15 protein-coding genes and 1 pseudogene are annotated in these 16,481 nt (G+C 44.8%); 13 read left to right on the top strand and 3 right to left on the bottom strand.

Annotated features, from left to right (window positions below):
* From GVY04_18275 to GVY04_18225, 11 genes are all read left to right on the top strand, one after another.
* A partial coding sequence (locus GVY04_18275; protein NBD18001.1) for a trigger factor occupies positions 1–537 on the top strand: 537 nt, incomplete at its 5' end.
* Positions 538–609: 72 nt separating this feature from the next.
* Entirely contained in the window at positions 610–1,281 is a 672-nt protein-coding gene (gene clpP, locus GVY04_18270) for an ATP-dependent Clp endopeptidase proteolytic subunit ClpP (protein NBD18000.1), read from the top strand.
* Between the two features lie 31 nt (positions 1,282–1,312).
* Positions 1,313–2,650: an ATP-dependent protease ATP-binding subunit ClpX gene (clpX, locus tag GVY04_18265; protein NBD17999.1), complete on the top strand. Its 1,338-nt coding sequence runs from the start codon at positions 1,313–1,315 to the stop codon at positions 2,648–2,650.
* 127 nt (positions 2,651–2,777) lie between these two features.
* A complete protein-coding gene (locus GVY04_18260; protein ID NBD17998.1) occupies positions 2,778–3,122 on the top strand; it encodes a DUF2605 family protein in 345 nt (114 codons plus the stop codon).
* Positions 3,123–3,223: 101 nt separating this feature from the next.
* Entirely contained in the window at positions 3,224–3,550 is a 327-nt protein-coding gene (locus GVY04_18255) for a DUF2973 domain-containing protein (GenBank protein NBD17997.1), read from the top strand.
* Positions 3,551–3,932: 382 nt separating this feature from the next.
* Entirely contained in the window at positions 3,933–4,565 is a 633-nt protein-coding gene (locus GVY04_18250) for a hypothetical protein (protein ID NBD17996.1), read from the top strand.
* A gap of 21 nt (positions 4,566–4,586) precedes the next feature.
* Entirely contained in the window at positions 4,587–6,911 is a 2,325-nt protein-coding gene (locus GVY04_18245; GenBank protein NBD17995.1) for an OmpA family protein, read from the top strand.
* Between the two features lie 20 nt (positions 6,912–6,931).
* On the top strand, positions 6,932–7,456 hold the full coding sequence (locus tag GVY04_18240; GenBank protein NBD17994.1) for a GTP-binding protein: 525 nt from the start codon (positions 6,932–6,934) through the stop codon (positions 7,454–7,456).
* Positions 7,457–7,593: 137 nt separating this feature from the next.
* Positions 7,594–9,621: a diguanylate cyclase gene (locus tag GVY04_18235; protein ID NBD17993.1), complete on the top strand. Its 2,028-nt coding sequence runs from the start codon at positions 7,594–7,596 to the stop codon at positions 9,619–9,621.
* 130 nt (positions 9,622–9,751) lie between these two features.
* Positions 9,752–10,363, top strand: coding sequence for a DJ-1/PfpI/YhbO family deglycase/protease (locus tag GVY04_18230; GenBank protein ID NBD17992.1), 612 nt, complete (start codon positions 9,752–9,754; stop codon positions 10,361–10,363).
* Positions 10,364–10,386: 23 nt separating this feature from the next.
* Positions 10,387–11,391, top strand: a complete 1,005-nt coding sequence (locus tag GVY04_18225) for a dienelactone hydrolase (protein NBD17991.1) — start codon at positions 10,387–10,389, stop codon at positions 11,389–11,391.
* Between the two features lie 59 nt (positions 11,392–11,450).
* Here GVY04_18225 and GVY04_18220 read toward each other — a convergent pair whose 3' ends face one another.
* Positions 11,451–12,593 (bottom strand): DUF58 domain-containing protein, encoded by a 1,143-nt coding sequence (locus GVY04_18220; GenBank protein ID NBD17990.1) that lies wholly within the window; start codon positions 12,591–12,593, stop codon positions 11,451–11,453.
* A gap of 857 nt (positions 12,594–13,450) precedes the next feature.
* Between GVY04_18220 and GVY04_18215 the strand changes: the two genes are divergently transcribed.
* Both GVY04_18215 and GVY04_18210 read left to right on the top strand, forming a co-directional pair.
* A complete protein-coding gene (locus tag GVY04_18215) occupies positions 13,451–13,714 on the top strand; it encodes a hypothetical protein (protein NBD17989.1) in 264 nt (87 codons plus the stop codon).
* Positions 13,705–14,070, top strand: coding sequence for a hypothetical protein (locus GVY04_18210; protein NBD17988.1), 366 nt, complete (start codon positions 13,705–13,707; stop codon positions 14,068–14,070). The genes GVY04_18215 and GVY04_18210 overlap by 10 nt, the downstream gene beginning before the upstream one ends.
* A 43-nt stretch (positions 14,071–14,113) precedes the next feature.
* Here GVY04_18210 and GVY04_18205 read toward each other — a convergent pair.
* Together GVY04_18205 and GVY04_18200 are read right to left on the bottom strand one after the other, a co-directional pair.
* Positions 14,114–15,794 (bottom strand): annotated as a pseudogene (locus GVY04_18205) (cyclic nucleotide-binding domain-containing protein).
* Between the two features lie 81 nt (positions 15,795–15,875).
* On the bottom strand, positions 15,876–16,235 hold the full coding sequence (locus GVY04_18200; protein ID NBD17987.1) for a hypothetical protein: 360 nt from the start codon (positions 16,233–16,235) through the stop codon (positions 15,876–15,878).
* Positions 16,236–16,481 lie beyond the last annotated feature (246 nt).

The following is a 16,481-nucleotide window of genomic DNA, read 5'->3' as shown; positions in this document are numbered from 1 at the left end:
GAAGAACAAGCGCAAGAACAAACGAAAAGTAATATTGAGGAAGCAATTGTCAATGCTCTGATTGAGCAAACGGAAATTGAATTGCCGGAAACGATGATTGAACAAGAATTACAAACAATCATCACTCAATCAATGATGCAGTTGGCGCAATACGGAATTGATCCTCGTCAAATGCTAAATGAAGAAGCAGTCAAGCAAATGAAGCAGCGATCGCGCCCCGATGCCATTGCTCGCCTCAAGCAAAACCTTGCGCTGCAGGAAATCTCCAAACAAGAAGGTCTTAACCCCACCGAGGAAGAATTGAAAAACAAAGCGGATGAGGTGAGAAAAGAACTAGACGAGCAAGAGCAAGAATACGACGAAGACCGATTACAGGAATACGTCGAGGAAGACTTGCGTCAAGAAAAAACCCTCGCCTGGTTACGAGAACAAGCAGAAGTGGAATTAGTCCCCGAAGGTAGCTTACAAACCGAGGAGGAAGAAGCACAACCAGCCTCAGAAGCAGTTGTCGATGCTGAAAGTGAAACAGCAGAATAAGTCATAATGAGGACAGAAGGAAATTAACCAGTTCGTACCCAAACATTCGATTAATCTATGATTTACTCCCAAATGCCCTTTTCTAGTCTCCGTAGTGACCGTGCCTCACGTCCGGTTGTGTCTCAATCTCAAAATGCCGTCGTGCCCATGGTGATTGAGCAATCAGGAATGGGCGAGCGAGCATTCGACCTTTATTCTCGCCTGCTGAGGGAACGCATCGTCTTCCTCGGTATGCCTGTTGATGACCAAATAGCAGACTCCGTGGCTGCCCAAATGCTATTTTTAGAAGCAGAAGACCCTGAGAAAGATATTCAACTTTATATCAATTCTCCCGGGGGATCGGTGTATGCGGGCATGGCTATTTATGACACAATGCAACAAATTCAACCGGATGTCGCCACCATTTGCTACGGACTGGCTGCTAGTATGGGAGCGTTTCTCTTAGCCGGTGGTGCTGCGGGTAAACGGATGTCGCTTACGAATTCTCGAATGATGATTCACCAACCTTTAGGAGGCGCCCAAGGACAAGCGGCAGATATTGAAATTCAAGCCCGAGAAATTCTCTATATCAAAAACACCCTGAATGAACTCCTTGCTTACCACACTGGACAACCGTTAGACCGTATTGCTGAAGATACAGACCGCGACTTTTATATGTCTGCTGCCGAAGCAAAAGAGTACGGTTTAATTGACCAAGTAATTACCTCGCAGACTCGTTCCCCTCGGGAAGTAGCTGCAACTTAGACGATATTAATACCAGAGGCTGGTGCTGACTATGTCAAAATTCGACTCCCACTTAAAATGTTCCTTCTGTGGTAAATCCCAAGAGCAAGTTCGCAAATTAATTGCTGGTCCCGGAGTCTATATTTGCGATGAATGTGTGGAACTATGCAACGAAATTTTAGATGATGAACTCATTGAACCTTCATCGCGCCCAGAGCGGGTTTCTGCCCAAAATGAAGAGAAAGGAAAGCGTCAGGGAGCGCCAGCACTCTCCTTTAGCGAGATTCCTAAGCCCAAAGACATTAAAGGTTATCTCGATGACTATGTGATTGGTCAGGAAGAAGCGAAAAAGGTTTTGTCAGTTGCCGTTTATAACCACTATAAACGTCTAAGCCTCCTGGAAGACCAAGACAAGTATAGTGATGAGGCTAGTGTTCAACTGCAAAAATCGAATATCTTGTTGATTGGTCCAACCGGTTGCGGAAAAACACTACTGGCGCAGACGCTAGCGGAAATTCTGGAAGTTCCTTTTGCTGTAGCTGATGCCACCACTCTTACTGAAGCAGGCTATGTGGGAGAAGATGTGGAAAACATCTTACTGCGTTTGTTACAGGTTGCGGATTCGGATGTGGAAAAAGCGCAGCGTGGAATCATCTATATCGATGAAATTGATAAGGTTGCCCGCAAAAGCGAAAATACTTCCATTACCCGCGATGTTTCCGGAGAAGGAGTCCAACAAGCCCTGCTGAAAATGTTGGAAGGAACAGTCGCCAATGTCCCGCCGCAAGGGGGACGCAAACATCCCTATCAAGATTGCATCCAAATTGATACCAGCAATATCCTCTTTATCTGTGGTGGAGCCTTTGTTGGCTTGGATAAAGTGGTTGAACAACGGATGGGACGCAAGTCCATTGGCTTTATTCAGGGGGAAGAAGGACAAACTCTGACCAAAGAGAAGCGAGCCGCAGATATTCTGCAGCATCTGCAGCCGGATGACTTTATTAAATTTGGCATGATTCCGGAGTTTGTGGGACGGATTCCCGTTTCCGCAGTGATTGAACCACTCGATGAGCAAGCACTGGTATCGATTTTGACACAGCCTCGCAATGCGCTGGTGAAACAATATCAGAAGCTTCTGGGGATGGATAGCATTGAGCTGGAGTTTACCTCCGAAGCCCTCCGCGCGATCGCGCAAGAAGCCAATCGTCGGAAAACCGGAGCAAGAGCGCTGCGGGGAATTATTGAAGAAATCATGCTCGATGTGATGTATGATTTACCCTCCCGCAAAGATGTCCGCCACTGCCAAATTACAAAGGAGATGGTAGAAAAACGTTCCACCGCTGAACTGCTACTGCATCCCTCTTCTCTCCCTAAACCCGAATCCGCTTAAGACCTGATTGACCTCCTCACCCCGTTTTCCTCTCTTTCCTTCCTCCCCATTAAGTTAGACGTTAATTTTTGTAAAGAAAGTTAAGATAGTTAATAAGAAAGATGAAAACACCCTAATCCCAACTGTCATGGCTTCGGAATCCAACCAACAAGAGTTATTAAAAGCAATTTTAGAGCCATTGCTGGAAGACTTTCAGTATTGGTTTTCCCGGTCTCGTACCCGCTTAGAATCGGAGCAAATCGCCGTTCTATCGCCTGCGGAACAAGCTGACTTACTGCAACGCGTGAAAACAGCACAAGAAGAAGTGAGTGCCACTCAAAGTTTATTTCAAGCAACGGATGGTCATGTTGGTGTGGAAATGTCAACAATTGCGCCTTGGCATAAGCTGGTCACAGAATGCTGGCAAGTGGCGATGCAAAACCGACAACAGCAACAACAGCTACCGCGTCAAGGAATTAATGAAACAGGTTAAAATGTAGAGATATTAAGAAACTGATCAACCTTTAATTGACTCTGCTGAATTAGAGCAATCTGAATTTAGAAAATACTTCCGATTTACTTTTAAGGAAAACTATGTTACACCTTCTATACATCATTGCTTTTACCGTCATTGCTTTTTTCGCTGTTAGTAACTTAATTCGCAGTTTGATCACCTTAGGAACTGAGTCGCAAAGAACAGGAAATAATTGGAACTCTCGCCGAAATAGAAACACGTTTAATCGTAACAGTTACACTTCGGCACAAGCCCCTTCTCATCCCGAGTTATTAGATGAACAAGGTAAACCCGTTAACGAACCGCTGCTAGTAATGCGCTCGGTTAATGTTGATGACGCGCGGGAAAAATTGGATGCACTGTACAATAATTCCCCGGGTAGTAACCAGGAAGAAGATAAAGATTAGATACATGATCGCGTTCAATCGTTAATTCCACCCGACGATCAAGCCGAAACAGTGCGATTAAACAAGGGGGGGTGATGAGCTGACATCTTCGGGAAAACACAATCGCAACACAGCGCGAGAAGTAACAGAGTTCTGACAAGAGCAATGGCACCATTGGCAAAAACGGGCAGGCAAAGGGGGAGCTTGTGTGAAAACAGCGCTCGCTCAGGTTTGGTATTATCTGACCCAAAGATTAAGAGGTGGGCTGCAGAATTGGCATCTGCCTCTTTGTGAGTAGAGTGAGGATTATCCACTCTACTTTTTTATAATTAAATTGACAAATCTACTAATAAATTGATAAATCTACTAAGATAAAGTTCAATACAATCACTGAAGGAATGAGATGGCTGAAACATCTAAGGAAGAGATGCGCGATCGTTTAGGGAATCTTGATCAGATTCGTGAGTTACTTTTTGGTAAGCAATCCCGGGAGTATGAGTACCGTCTTGATCAGCTTGAATCGGACTTAGCCCAGTTCCAAGAAACAACCAATCATCACTTGCGCGAATTGCGCGAAGAACTTGCCAACGAAATCCAATCAGCAATCAACGCTTTGGAGAAACAACTGCAATATGTGCGGTTAAATTCCCAGGAGGAAGTCAGCCATTTCCGTCAATCGGTAGAAGAAAATCGACAGCGAACACAGGTACGAATCAATACGCTGAACCAAACGTTGAATGCCAATAGCGAATCTTTACGCAGTGAGCTGTCGCAAACAAGAGAGCAACTGCGAACAGAGATTCAGAATCTGAAACAAGAACTCGATGAAGAAATTGAGAGTCACTTTCGCGATTTAGGGCAAACCAAGATTTCCCGAGACGATTTTGCTGAAATTTTATTTAATTTGTGCCTCAAAATCAAAGGAGCTGATTCGGAAGTTTTAACCGAGTCTGAAACTGCCGAAAAACAGTTAGATTATTTGTTACCTGACCGTCCCAATTCTTCAGAAACTCCTTCTTATTCCGGAGAACAATAACGCGATCGCGAGGCAAAAACAATGCCTGAAAAGAAACATGATGAAGATGAAACCGGTTCAGTTAATAGCCTAGGAGAGTTACTCGATTGCTTAAGTGACTTAGGTCACCTCAAGCTCAAACCAACCTCTGAGAACGCTGAAAAGCAAACGCCAGCACAGTCGATGCAGAAGCCATTTTCTTCTCTGCCTGTTAAGGAAGAAAAAAAGGGAGAACTTGATTCGACCCATTCCCGGAAGAGAAATCAATCTTCAGCAACCAAGCCGGAAAATTTCCAACAGCAAGAACCAGGGAACAGCGAGGATGACTTCTCCTTCGAGGAAGATCCTCTAACTTTGTTAGCTGAGTTAGAAGCTTGGTCGCATTCGGCACAACAGTTGAGATCGGCCAATCAACCTACGGCTCAAACGAAGAGCGAATCGCTGAATCAGAAAGAGTCAGAAGGATTACATCGCGCGATCGCGCACTTAGATCAAAAACTGAATGCACTGCAAGACCAAATTGAGACCCCAACGGATCTCATTGATCCGTTACTGCCGCTGATTCGGGAATTGCTAGAACTAAAAACAGGCAACTCACGAGAAGAAATTTTACAAGCCGTTGTCCCTGTGATTGATGAGGTGATTGCAGAACGTTCTCGCCAAGATCGAGCAGCGGTTGCTCATGCGATTTCCGCTGCCATTCCCCTTGCCATCAATCAACAAATCCAGACCGCTCCGAAAGAAATTGCCCGCGCGATCGCGCCCGAGATCGCCCTTGCTCTTAAAGAACAAACTCGCCTCCGAGAAAGTGCCATTTCTGAAGCGCTTGGTCCAGAGATGGGACGTGCCATTAAAACCCAAATTGAATTGGAAAGGGATGCCATGGTCGATGCCCTATATCCTGTGATTGGCGACACCATTAGCAAATATATGGCAGAGGTCATCCAAGCCATTAATGAAAAGGTCGAAACTGCCCTTTCTCCAGCAGGTATTACTCGTAAAATCAGGGCGCGGATACAAGGGGTTTCTGAAGCGGAATTAATCTTGCGCGAATCAATGCCGTTCACGGTACAAGCCGTGTTTTTAATTCAGAAACTTTCCGGATTAGTCATTGCTGACGCACAACCGGTTTCGAGCGATCGTCGCTTAGAATCTGATCTGCTAGCGGGGATGCTGACGGCGATTCGCCAATTTGTCAATGATTGTGTTACTGACTCAGAAACAACAACCGAATTGAACGAAATTGAATATGGCAATTCTCGCATTATCTTGGAAGTTGCTGGCTATTGCTACTTAGCTGTTATCGTCAAAGGCAATCCCGATCAGGCTTATCAAACAAAAATTCGCCAGATCCTTGCCAAACTCGTGCAAGAACAGGGCGATGTCATTAAAACGTATGAAGGGGATCCAGAAACCATTCCGGAACCAGTGCAATCCGAACTCGAAAAACTCCTCAGTTTTGAAACTGAGAGCAATCCGGAAAAACCCGCCAAAAAATTTCCAACCACTTTGGTATTACTGGTTATCGGGTTAGCGAGTTTAATTTTTGTGCCGTTGGGAATCGTTTGGTATCGCGATCGCGTTGCCAGTCAAATTGAAAGGGATGTCGCGATCGCGCTGGATGCTGCCCCTGACTTATCCGTTTATCGGCTCATTCCCCATCTCAAAGATGAAACGTTAACTTTAACGGGGCGAGTGCCGCAGGACTCCCTCCGGGAAAAAGCAGGCCGCGTTGCTCAAAGTCAAATCCCTGATGATTTAGCCGTTGACAATCAAATTGTTGCGGTGAATGTGCCCCCGCCACCCGAAACAGTGGCGGCAGAAGTACAGCGCATCGTAGGCGTTTTTAATCAACAAGAAGCCACGTTAATTAACGCCGCTTATGAAGCCGGAAGTGTTAGCCTCAAAGGAGTTATTTCAGAATTGTCCCTCGCCGAAGAGATTTCTCGTAGTTTACTTGCCATTCCGGGCGTGGAAGCCGTACAAAATACCTGGCAATTGGAACCTCCAGCACTCCGGCAACAAATTTATTTTGCCGGCAGTTCTGCCCAGATTAACCCAGCCGATCTGGCGAGTAAAATTCAGCCGATTGCCCAATTCCTTAAGCGCTATCCCCATGTTCATTTACGAATGATTGGCTATAGCGATACAGTTGGTAAGGTGCAAGTGAAACGCGACATTGCCCTCAAGCGAGCAAAAGCGGTAGAGAAGGCTTTAGTCAACCAAGGAATTGCTCCAGAAAGGCTTGTTACTTCTGCATCCATTGAGTTTCCGCCGGGGGTCACCTCTCAAGCTGCCTCACGAGAGAGTCGAGTGACCCGATTTGAGGCTTTTGTTCCCGCTACCAATGCTTCTCAGACAAACTAAATCTGTTGATTGTTCTGTTTATGTCTATTCCCACTCGTAAAATTTGTTTAGTTGGCGATTTTGCCGTTGGTAAAACCAGCCTCATTCGTCGTTTTGTTGATCGTCAATTCAGTGATGACTATTTATCTACAGTTGGGGTAAAAATTTCGCGGAAAAAGATCACCTTTTTTTCAGATCAGGAAATATCTCCTAAGACATTCCAGTTGATTATTTGGGACATTGAAGGGCAAACCAAGTTTCGCAACATTGCACCCAGCTATTTGCAAGGGGCAAAAGGGGCAATTTTAGTGGCTGATGTCAGTCGTCCTCAGACAATCGACCATCTTCTCGATCACCAAAAACTCTTTTTTTCCATTAATCCTGAAGGTCAGGTTGCCATCGCTCTCAATAAATCTGACTTACTCACCGCTGAAGAATTAGATACCTTATTGAATCAGACGCCAATCGTTGATCCTGAACGCGTCTTAAAAATCAACCTAACCTCAGCAAAAACAGGAAAACAAGTGGATCATCTTTTCCAAGTTCTTGCCAGTGGTATTGCCTAGCAAAAGAGGTCCTTAAGCCAACTCATAGAACCTCTCTTACAACTCAAAAACATCATTGTCTGCCCCATTCACTTGCCTAGAATTGATGTTCAAAAATCGCTATTATTTAAAGCATTAACCTGATACTCTTAAGTACTGTGAGTCAGTGTCTTAATCCGAATTGTCTTCACCAGAATCACATTCAAGAGCAATTTTGCCAGCAATGCGGTGCCAAATTGTTGCTTCGAGACCGTTATCGTGCCATTAAACCCCTTAGTGCCGGGAGTTTTGGCAGAACATTTGTCGCCATTGATGAAGATAAACCTTCCCAACCCCTCTGTGTGATCAAACAATTTTTTCCGCAAACCCGGAGCCCGCAATTTATCGAAAAAGCAGCTGCCCTTTTCAAACGTGAAGCGCAACAACTGGAGGAACTGGGTAAGCATCCTCAAATTCCTGAATTATTTGCCTATTTCATTGAAAATAATCACCAATATTTGATCCAAGAATATATTAAAGGCATTGAACTCAGCAGAGAGTTAAAAAAATACGGTGTTTTCAACGAAAAAAAACTCCTCAAATTTCTCCAAGATATCTTACAAATTTTACAGTTTATCCACGCCAAACAAATTATCCATCGTGATATTAAACCGGATAATATTATTCGGCGATCGCGCGACGGTCAGTTAGTTTTAGTCGATTTTGGCGCCGTTAAAGACTTAAAACTATCGGAATTGAATCCCTCCAGAACCGTTATCGGTTCTACCGCATATGCCCCTCCTGAGCAGAGCCAAGGTAAAGGAACAATCGCCAGCGATCTCTACAGTGTCGGAGCAACCAGTCTTTACTTACTCACAGGAGTTAAGCCGACAGAGTTCTTCGATTATTCTCAAAATCAGTGGGCGTGGCGACAACACTTGGGTCAAAATCAGATTAGCGAAGGCTTAGCTAACATTTTAGATCAATTACTGGCTCTGCCTCTCGCCCAACGATATAGCTCAGCCGAAGAGGTTCTGGCTGATTGTGATTTGTTAATCGCTGAAGACTCAGAGGAACCAGAAAGGATTGATCTCAAAGCGAATCGTTTTAGAGAAGCGTCAGCGGACTTCTCCTCACCGATGAGTACTCCCTCAGAAAATGATTCCTTCTGGGATAGTTTTGAAATGACTCATTTTGCAGCGAACTCCTCAGGAAATTTGACATGGCAGGAAGGGGCCTTACCAAACATGAGTTTAATGAATCCGGCTTTAAAGAAACTTCTCGCTTCCAAAGACCCCGATTATATTCGAGTGGATCGCCAATTTAGGATTCTTGAGAGCTCTTATGGTGCGCAGCGCTTTACCGACGCTCCGGAATTGATTCAAGTGGGGATGGATGTCCGGTTGAGCTTTCCGGAATTAGTCGGGCTAGAGGAAATTGCCACAGCAATTCTTCAAGGACAGAAACAAAGTTTTGAACTGAAAGAAATTTCTCGCCAAGAAATCCTCGGGGAAATCTTATATTTCGACTTATATTTAATCGGTGAACTGAATGAGCCTGGGCAAGATAATGCCTTAATTATTTTCATGATTGATGCCAGCGAACGCGTCCAAGCCGAGTTAGAACCCAGTCAAGTCGCTAACGAATACGGTTTACGCAACGAGCAATTAGAAGCAGAAAATCGGAAACTACAAGCCTTAACGCAGGTTGATTCCCTCACGAATCTGGCGAACCGGAGAGCTTTTGACGATTATTTCAATCAACAGTGGCATGACCTGCAGCCTCAGCAGCAATATTTAAGTTTAATTTTGTGCGATCTCGATTCTTTCAAGCAATACAATGATACTTACGGTTACTTAGCCGGTGACCAATGTTTACAGGAAGTTGCTCAGATCTTGCAATCCGTTGCTCGCTCCCCAAGGGATCAAGTGGCTCGTTTTGGCGGGGAAGAGTTTGCGGTGATTTTGCCAGATACCGAACCAGAGGACGCTTTGGCAATTGCTGAATCGATTAGAACCCAACTGGCAACTTTTAATTTTAATGAGCAGGACCCATCGAACACAAATGTCCTCAGTGTCAGTTGTGGCGTAGCCAGTATGATTCCCACTTTGGAATTAGATTCGACAATTCTGATTCAACAAGCTGATCAAGCGCTCTATCAGGCAAAAGAACAAGGAGGCAATCAAGTTGTTATTTTTACACAGTAGCAGCGATTGCAGAAACTTGCCTCAGTACATCTTTTAAATACAGCTGAATGAAACAACATTTTGAACTCCATTGCCAGGACATGGCATGATAATCAAAAAAGTAGTTGAGTTAAGGAGGAGATAGGGTCCAATGAGCGGTCAAAAAATCTTGATGATTGTGGGTGATTTTGGGGAAGACTACGAAATTATGGTTCCCTTCCAAACCCTGCAAACGGTCGGTCATACCGTACACGCAGTTTGTCCGGATAAAAAAGCAGGGGAAACCATTAAAACTGCCATCCATGACTTTGAAGGCGATCAAACCTATTCCGAAAAACCCGGTCATCATTTTTCCTTAAATGCTAGCTTTGATGAGATTAACCCTGATGAGTATGATGCCCTCGTGATTCCGGGTGGACGCGCCCCAGAATATATCCGCTTGCATGAAAAAGTTTTAGATATTACTCGTCATTTTGCCCAAGCCAATAAACCCATTGCTTCTATTTGTCATGGACTTTTAGTCCTCTCTGCAGCTGATGTCCTCCGAGGCAAACGCTGTACTGCTTATCCCGCTTGTGGTCCTGATGTGGTACAAGCGGGAGGAGAGTATGTTTCTCTTCCCACTCATGAGGCGATTGTTGATGGTAACTTAGTTACTGCCCCTGCTTGGCCTGCCCATCCCCAATGGTTAAAAGCCTTTTTAGAGGTTTTGGGGACAAAAATTGAACATCATTCTCCATCGCCTGAACTAACCCGTCATTAAACCTTGAGGGAACTTTTGCCATTATGGATTCACAGGATACTGTTCGCGCTTTCTTTCGAGCAGTTAAAGTTGAAAACGCTCTCTCCCCCTACGACACAATTCATCTCAAAGTTTATTATCCGGGACAACTGTCTGGAAAGGCTCAAGAGCAAAATTTCGGAGTCGTTCCGCCGAGATTTGAACAAGCGCCTTTTCCAATTGTCATTTTTTTTAATGGGTTTAATTGTCCCCCTGATGCCTATTATTGGCTGGCGATTGATTTAGCAGCAAAGGGATTAGTTGTGATCACCTTTGCCTGGGTAGCGGAAAATTTACCGGGAGTGGTTGCTCTGACGCCTGGGGTTGATGTTGAAGCTTGGTCACCGCATAATTATGGTAAGAAGGCAACTGCGTCTGCACTACCAGCACTGCTTCAGGAGTTAGAAAACCTCCAAACACAAGGTTTATTGTCCGGTTTACTCGACTTGCAACGAGTTGTTTTAGGCGGTCACTCCGCAGGGGGGCGTGTCGCCATTGAAAGTGCCAGTAAAGCGTTCTTTCCTCACCTTGCTGGTGCTTTTGCTTATGCTGCCCATACCGCCGGTGGCTTGAATAATGGCTATGAACCAGGGACAATTTTAGCTTTACCTGATTCGCTTCCTTTGCTGCTATTAGGAGGAACGCAAGATGGGGTGATTGCCAATAGCAGTCATCGTTACGGCATGAACTGGGAAACAGCAATAACTCCGATTTTACGGACTTTCCAAGAAGGCATCTCCGGTGGGCGAGGAGATAGTTACGTTGTCTTTCTCGAAGGCGCTAATCATTTTTCGATCACTCACCCTCTTGATGCGACGACTGGGACAACCTTTCTGGATTTCCCGGCAACTCAATCTGAAACAGAAATTCGTTCTTTAATCGCAAGGATTATTAGTCTCTTTATTCAAGGTCATATTATGGAAAAGCCGATGAGTGTTGATAAGAGTCAAGAACTACAAAACTTGTTACGTTCCAACGAACTACTCATTCAAAGCGGCGAATGGAAATAATTAGATTGGAATCGGCATGACTGAGTGATCCTTGGCTGTATTCTCAACCGACCTATTCACTAACCTCTTTCGGGAGTTTTTTGTAACTGTTGTTGTAGGGATTCAGCAGCATTAATTGTTAACCCAGAAAAGCGACTTTCAACAGGCAACTCTCTTTCTTCTCCGGTAAAGTATAACCAACGACTCCCCCGTGGTAAATCTTTAACTTCATTCGGGTTACAGGTTAACCAGATTAAAGGCAATGAGGGTGGACTTTGTTGCTGGGATTCTTGAAACTGCACTGCGGCTAAAACTTCTAACACTTCTTGCTGAGATTGAATCAAACCGGCTTGTGCCGTCCAAAGTTTAACATTGAGCTGACTGCGACGGGCGTAAAAATAGAGAGAAGCCGCTGCAATCACAGCATCTTCAAATATTGCTTCTTCCCACGCGATCGCGCTATTGAGACCAATCACGACATCTTGCCCCCCCATCGAGAGTTCTAATTCTCTCACTCGTAATTCCCCATACCGCGCGCTACTACGCCAGTGAATCAGGCGCGGCGAATCTCCTCGGCGATAAGGACGTAAACCTCGGGTTAAACCGACAGTTGCCGCTTGGAAGCGTCTTTCTTGCGGAAATTGATCGCTGTCTTCTTCTCCTAATGTATCGAGCAGGGAACATTGTTTCAGCGGTAAAACGAGCGGATAAACAATGGCTGTGGCATTAACTTGACGGCGACGACGACTCCAAAATAATCCCAAGGGAGTGGCGGTACGTAAGTCCACCTCTGACCAATGATAAATTCCCCGTTGCTTCGCTTTTACTGTATAAACCCAGTGGTAAGTCTCTTGGGGAGGAATCAGCTCGATCGCGCTTCCAGCCGGTTTTCCTAGCGGAATCGGCAATTGATCAATAACTTGCAAAAGAGTTTTCGGTTGGAGGGTAGGATTGTCTACAATTAATTCTAATGTAAGCTGATTTCCGGCACTCACCGGATAAATCGGACAACGTTGTACTTGAAGCGATTTTAATGCTCTTGGCGGAAGCACTGCAGCCAGTCCTAACAGGGAAAAAATCAGACCGCTTAGCGCGTATAACCAACCAACCATTGTATTCGTTGCCGCGCCAAAAAAAGCAATTGCAATTAAAAGTAAGACTAATCCGCCATAAGAAGGACGAGAAGCACGATTTTCGAGCCATTGTGAAAGACGACGCAACATTATTTAACCGGAAGTGCTAGAGAAATTGATTTTATATTAACTCGAATTTATTTTTTAATGCAGCAAATCTAATATTTTCCAGTCTGATTTCTAGTCATTATACTTACTTTTATTTCAGTAAAAATACTAGAATGAAGCGGATGGGATATTTTTGCAGGAGAAATTGCTCGGTTCGTTGGTCGTAGAGGGTTTCCAAGGGGGTGTAGCGTAGTTTTCCGGTGGCAATGATGGCGAGGTGTTTGGGGGAATTTGCCTCAATATCTCAACTTTTCTTTTGATCCCAACCGGATCATTGCCCACAAAATCAAAGCAGCGATCACGCCAAATTCAAGATAAAACAGCATCAATAAACTAAAAAAGACAACTTAACTGTTTTGCGATCGCGCTATCTCCCTCAAATTGTTACCCCAAAAAACTTGATTGATTGGCTAAAATTAGAAGCGAAATGCACTCAGCATCGGACAATGACCCGTAGCCAAAGCCACGCTTACTTCTCCCCTGAAGAGTATTTAGAGATTGAACGCAGCAGTCCGATCAAACATCACTATCTTCAAGGGGAAATGTTTGCTATGGCAGGGGCGAGTAAAGCTCATGTCATCATTACTGAATTTAATGCGCGATCGCGCATCCTTGGTTTTTGATCCAGCTTTCTTCTGCTAATTCGTTAATATAATTGCTTGATAGCGGATAATGGTCCAGTTACCGGAGTCAAACAGACACCGAAAGCAAAAAGATTACTTAGAATTGATTTCATTAGTTTTATCCACTAACCAACCCTTTGCCTGAATACTACAGAAATTTAAGTCGTTTGAAGATGATTTAATTGTAAAGGTAAGGCTTTCCAGTATCCTTATTCTATGGCGACCTCGTTAAACGCCAAACAAATCAATAATCTTGCTCGTTTTCAGCAACGTTTACCCAAAAGTGCCAGTCCAGTAAGAATCTACGATCTTCCTAATGGCGGAAAAGCCTTCCAAGCAGATGTCCCCGCCAGAAATATTCCGGGGTCTTTTGCCACCTATGAAAAACAAGTAGATGCAGCAGGGATAACGATTTTGTACACTAAAACTACTTACGCTGCTGATGATAGCATTGTCCACGTCAAGCAAAAATACCCATGAAAACTAGAGTCGAACTCCTCAATTCACTGTTAAACTTCGATCGACCTTTATCGGAAATTTGGCAGCTGCTCAATTCCTATAGTTGGGATAGTGCAAGAGGACTTGTGATTCTCAAAAAACAGCAGATTGTTAATATTTTAAGACGATATCTCGACGGTCAACTGTCATCATTAGATGTAGAGAATTGGGCAAATGCCATTGAAGGACGCGAGGATATTGAATACGAAAGCGACTTTGAAGAGATGCTTGACGAGGTCATTTTTGAACTGGCGAATCCCTTGTTAAGTCGTCCTCTTTCCCACGATTCTGCTAGAGAATGGCTCAATCAACTAGAAGGTTCAGCTTCGTTAATATAATTGCTTGATGACGGGCTTTAACCACCCTACCCTACTATCAATGCTACTCTATGGGAAAGACCAAACGCATCCACAACCGACTTAATTGCTGAACGCCATAGGTAAGAACCAAGGGAATGCTTAACAGCAGGGAGACCACTGGCAAAGAAACGAGCAAATGTTGGGAATCTAAGGGAATATCTCCAAAACCGAACCAGCTAAGCAATTTATTGCCTTCGTGCATAAATACACCGCCCAGTAATAACAGCAGTAACGCTGCTTCTGCCCAAAATGGCTGGTGACCTTCAAGCAAATCCGCTGCCGGGAAGCGCAGATTTAACTGCACCGAACGATTGGGACACGCTTTCAGACAGGTCATGCAGAACATACAATCTCGATTATCTTTTAATTGTGCGGGATGGGAATAAAGGGGACAACCCCCCGTTGCTTGTCCTTCTGTGGGTAGGGGGTCGGAAAATTGACAGGCGTTGCCTCACTCCCTTTGTAGCAGCCAAAGGTACTGCACTGACTGCCACAGACTTGTTGGGTTGAGCGCAATTCCAAAATAGAGAGTTTGGCAAACAAGCCGTTCATACCGCCAATGGGACACAGATGCGTCGCAAATCCGCTTGATCCAGTTCCATTAGGGCGCGATCGCGCTCTTGACAGAACTTCTGCACAAAGTAACGAGCAAAGTCGGTGATATCAGCTTTGCGTTGACTGAGGGGTGGGAGTTTAATGCTGTGGTGATCAACATCGGGAAGCGATATTTTTGGGGGGGCGATCAAGATGAGGCGGACTGAGAGTTGCCGAGGTGTAGTGGTTTGGTTGCGGTAAATGATCCCCGTTCTCAGATATTCAAACAGGCGTTCTCGGTCAGTTTTACTCAGTAAATGAGCATTATCGATGGCGAGAGTGCCTCGTTCAATTAGTTCTAGAATGCCAATGGTTTGTTCGCCGTTGCCAAAAATCCGATCACTGTTGACTGTCCCTTTGGCTTCTCGGGCGAGGGCAGCACAGTCAATCTCGGCAAAGGGTTGATTTTCCAGAGCAGATTGCTGATGAATTAAGCTTGCGATGAAGGTTTTGCCCGTCCCTCGCTGGGCTTGGCAGACAATGGGCTTTTGGTCTTGACGAGCAGTTTTAACCGACTTAGCCAATTTTTGACTAACTTTGCTTGACCCGACCCTGCTTTCTGGGTTGGGAAGCGGTTGCAGGTAGGGTTGCAACCCCTGAATTCTCGCTTGTTCTGTTGCGACCCGTTGGGTAAATTGCTCTAAATCTTGTACGAGGAGATTGGTAATCGCTTGTTGCAGATCGGGATACTCTTGAGAGAGGGTTTTGAGGGCATTTCGATGGAGAAACCACACTTCAGCGCCTGTTAAGGCAATCGCATTGGCTTGATATTTAGATTGCCATTGATTGTTGACTAAGGGGAGATAGCCAAAGACTTCTCCCGCATTGCGATAGGTGATGTGGCTTTTCCCGAGGGGAGAACGGCGATAAATCTCGACCGTCCCCCATTTGAGAAAATAAATGCCTTGGGGCGTTTGGCTTTCTTCGTAGATGGCGGTGTTCGCTGCAATGGGTAAGACTTGTAAGTGATGCGCGATCGCGCTAATGGTAGCATCACTCATTGTTCCCCAAACCCGGTGGAAGGAAAGCCAATTTTCATACTCTAACTGCTCTGCTGGATCAGAGGTGAGTGGCGTTGATTCAGGATGGAGAGGATGGGAGTTAGACATTTTTGGCGATTATTCTCTATTCTCCACTCTGACATGATCCCAAGTCATTGCGGATTCATAAGACAGATATTGATCAATTTTTTAAAGGTTCACATCCTTCTCAGAAGTCTCAGCGTTACAGCCATGTCGGAATCTTCTACGCCGACACGCTTTGACGGGTCTTTTGGCGAGGACGGCTTGAATGTCATCTAAAAGTTGACGAACCGGTTGCCATTCTGGGGACTCCTCATTTTCTTGGCACTTGGCTTCCCAAGTCTGGAGGACTTCTCGCAGTTCAGCGCAAGTCTTCCCATCATAGAATTCCTGTCCGCGATCGAGCCCCTTCCCAATATCAAGTAACTGATCTTTCAGCGCGACTGGAACGCGAATGGTTTGGGTCTCTTGGTCTTGCCAAACTGCTTTGCGTCCTGCTCCTCGACGATAGCCACCTCTTCTGGACATTTTTTGATTCTCCTTTGTTACGACTCTTTTAGTATAGTCGATTATTGATTTCGTGTCATAATCTATAACACTTGTTTTAATAGTTTTATAGATTTTGTGACAAAATTGAACAACGGTCACGCGCGGCCTAGGCTGTTGACTTTCTGCCAAAATATTCCTTGATTTTTCATGCACTTTTTATGTCATTTTGAGTCGCCGAAAATACAGTTTTTCGTTTCGAGAGCATAGATAAGCCAAAAACTTGCT

This window comes from Cyanobacteria bacterium GSL.Bin1 (assembly GCA_009909085.1).
Classification (GTDB): Bacteria; Cyanobacteriota; Cyanobacteriia; order Cyanobacteriales; family Rubidibacteraceae; genus Halothece.
This window is presented reverse-complemented; position numbering and strand designations above follow the sequence as displayed.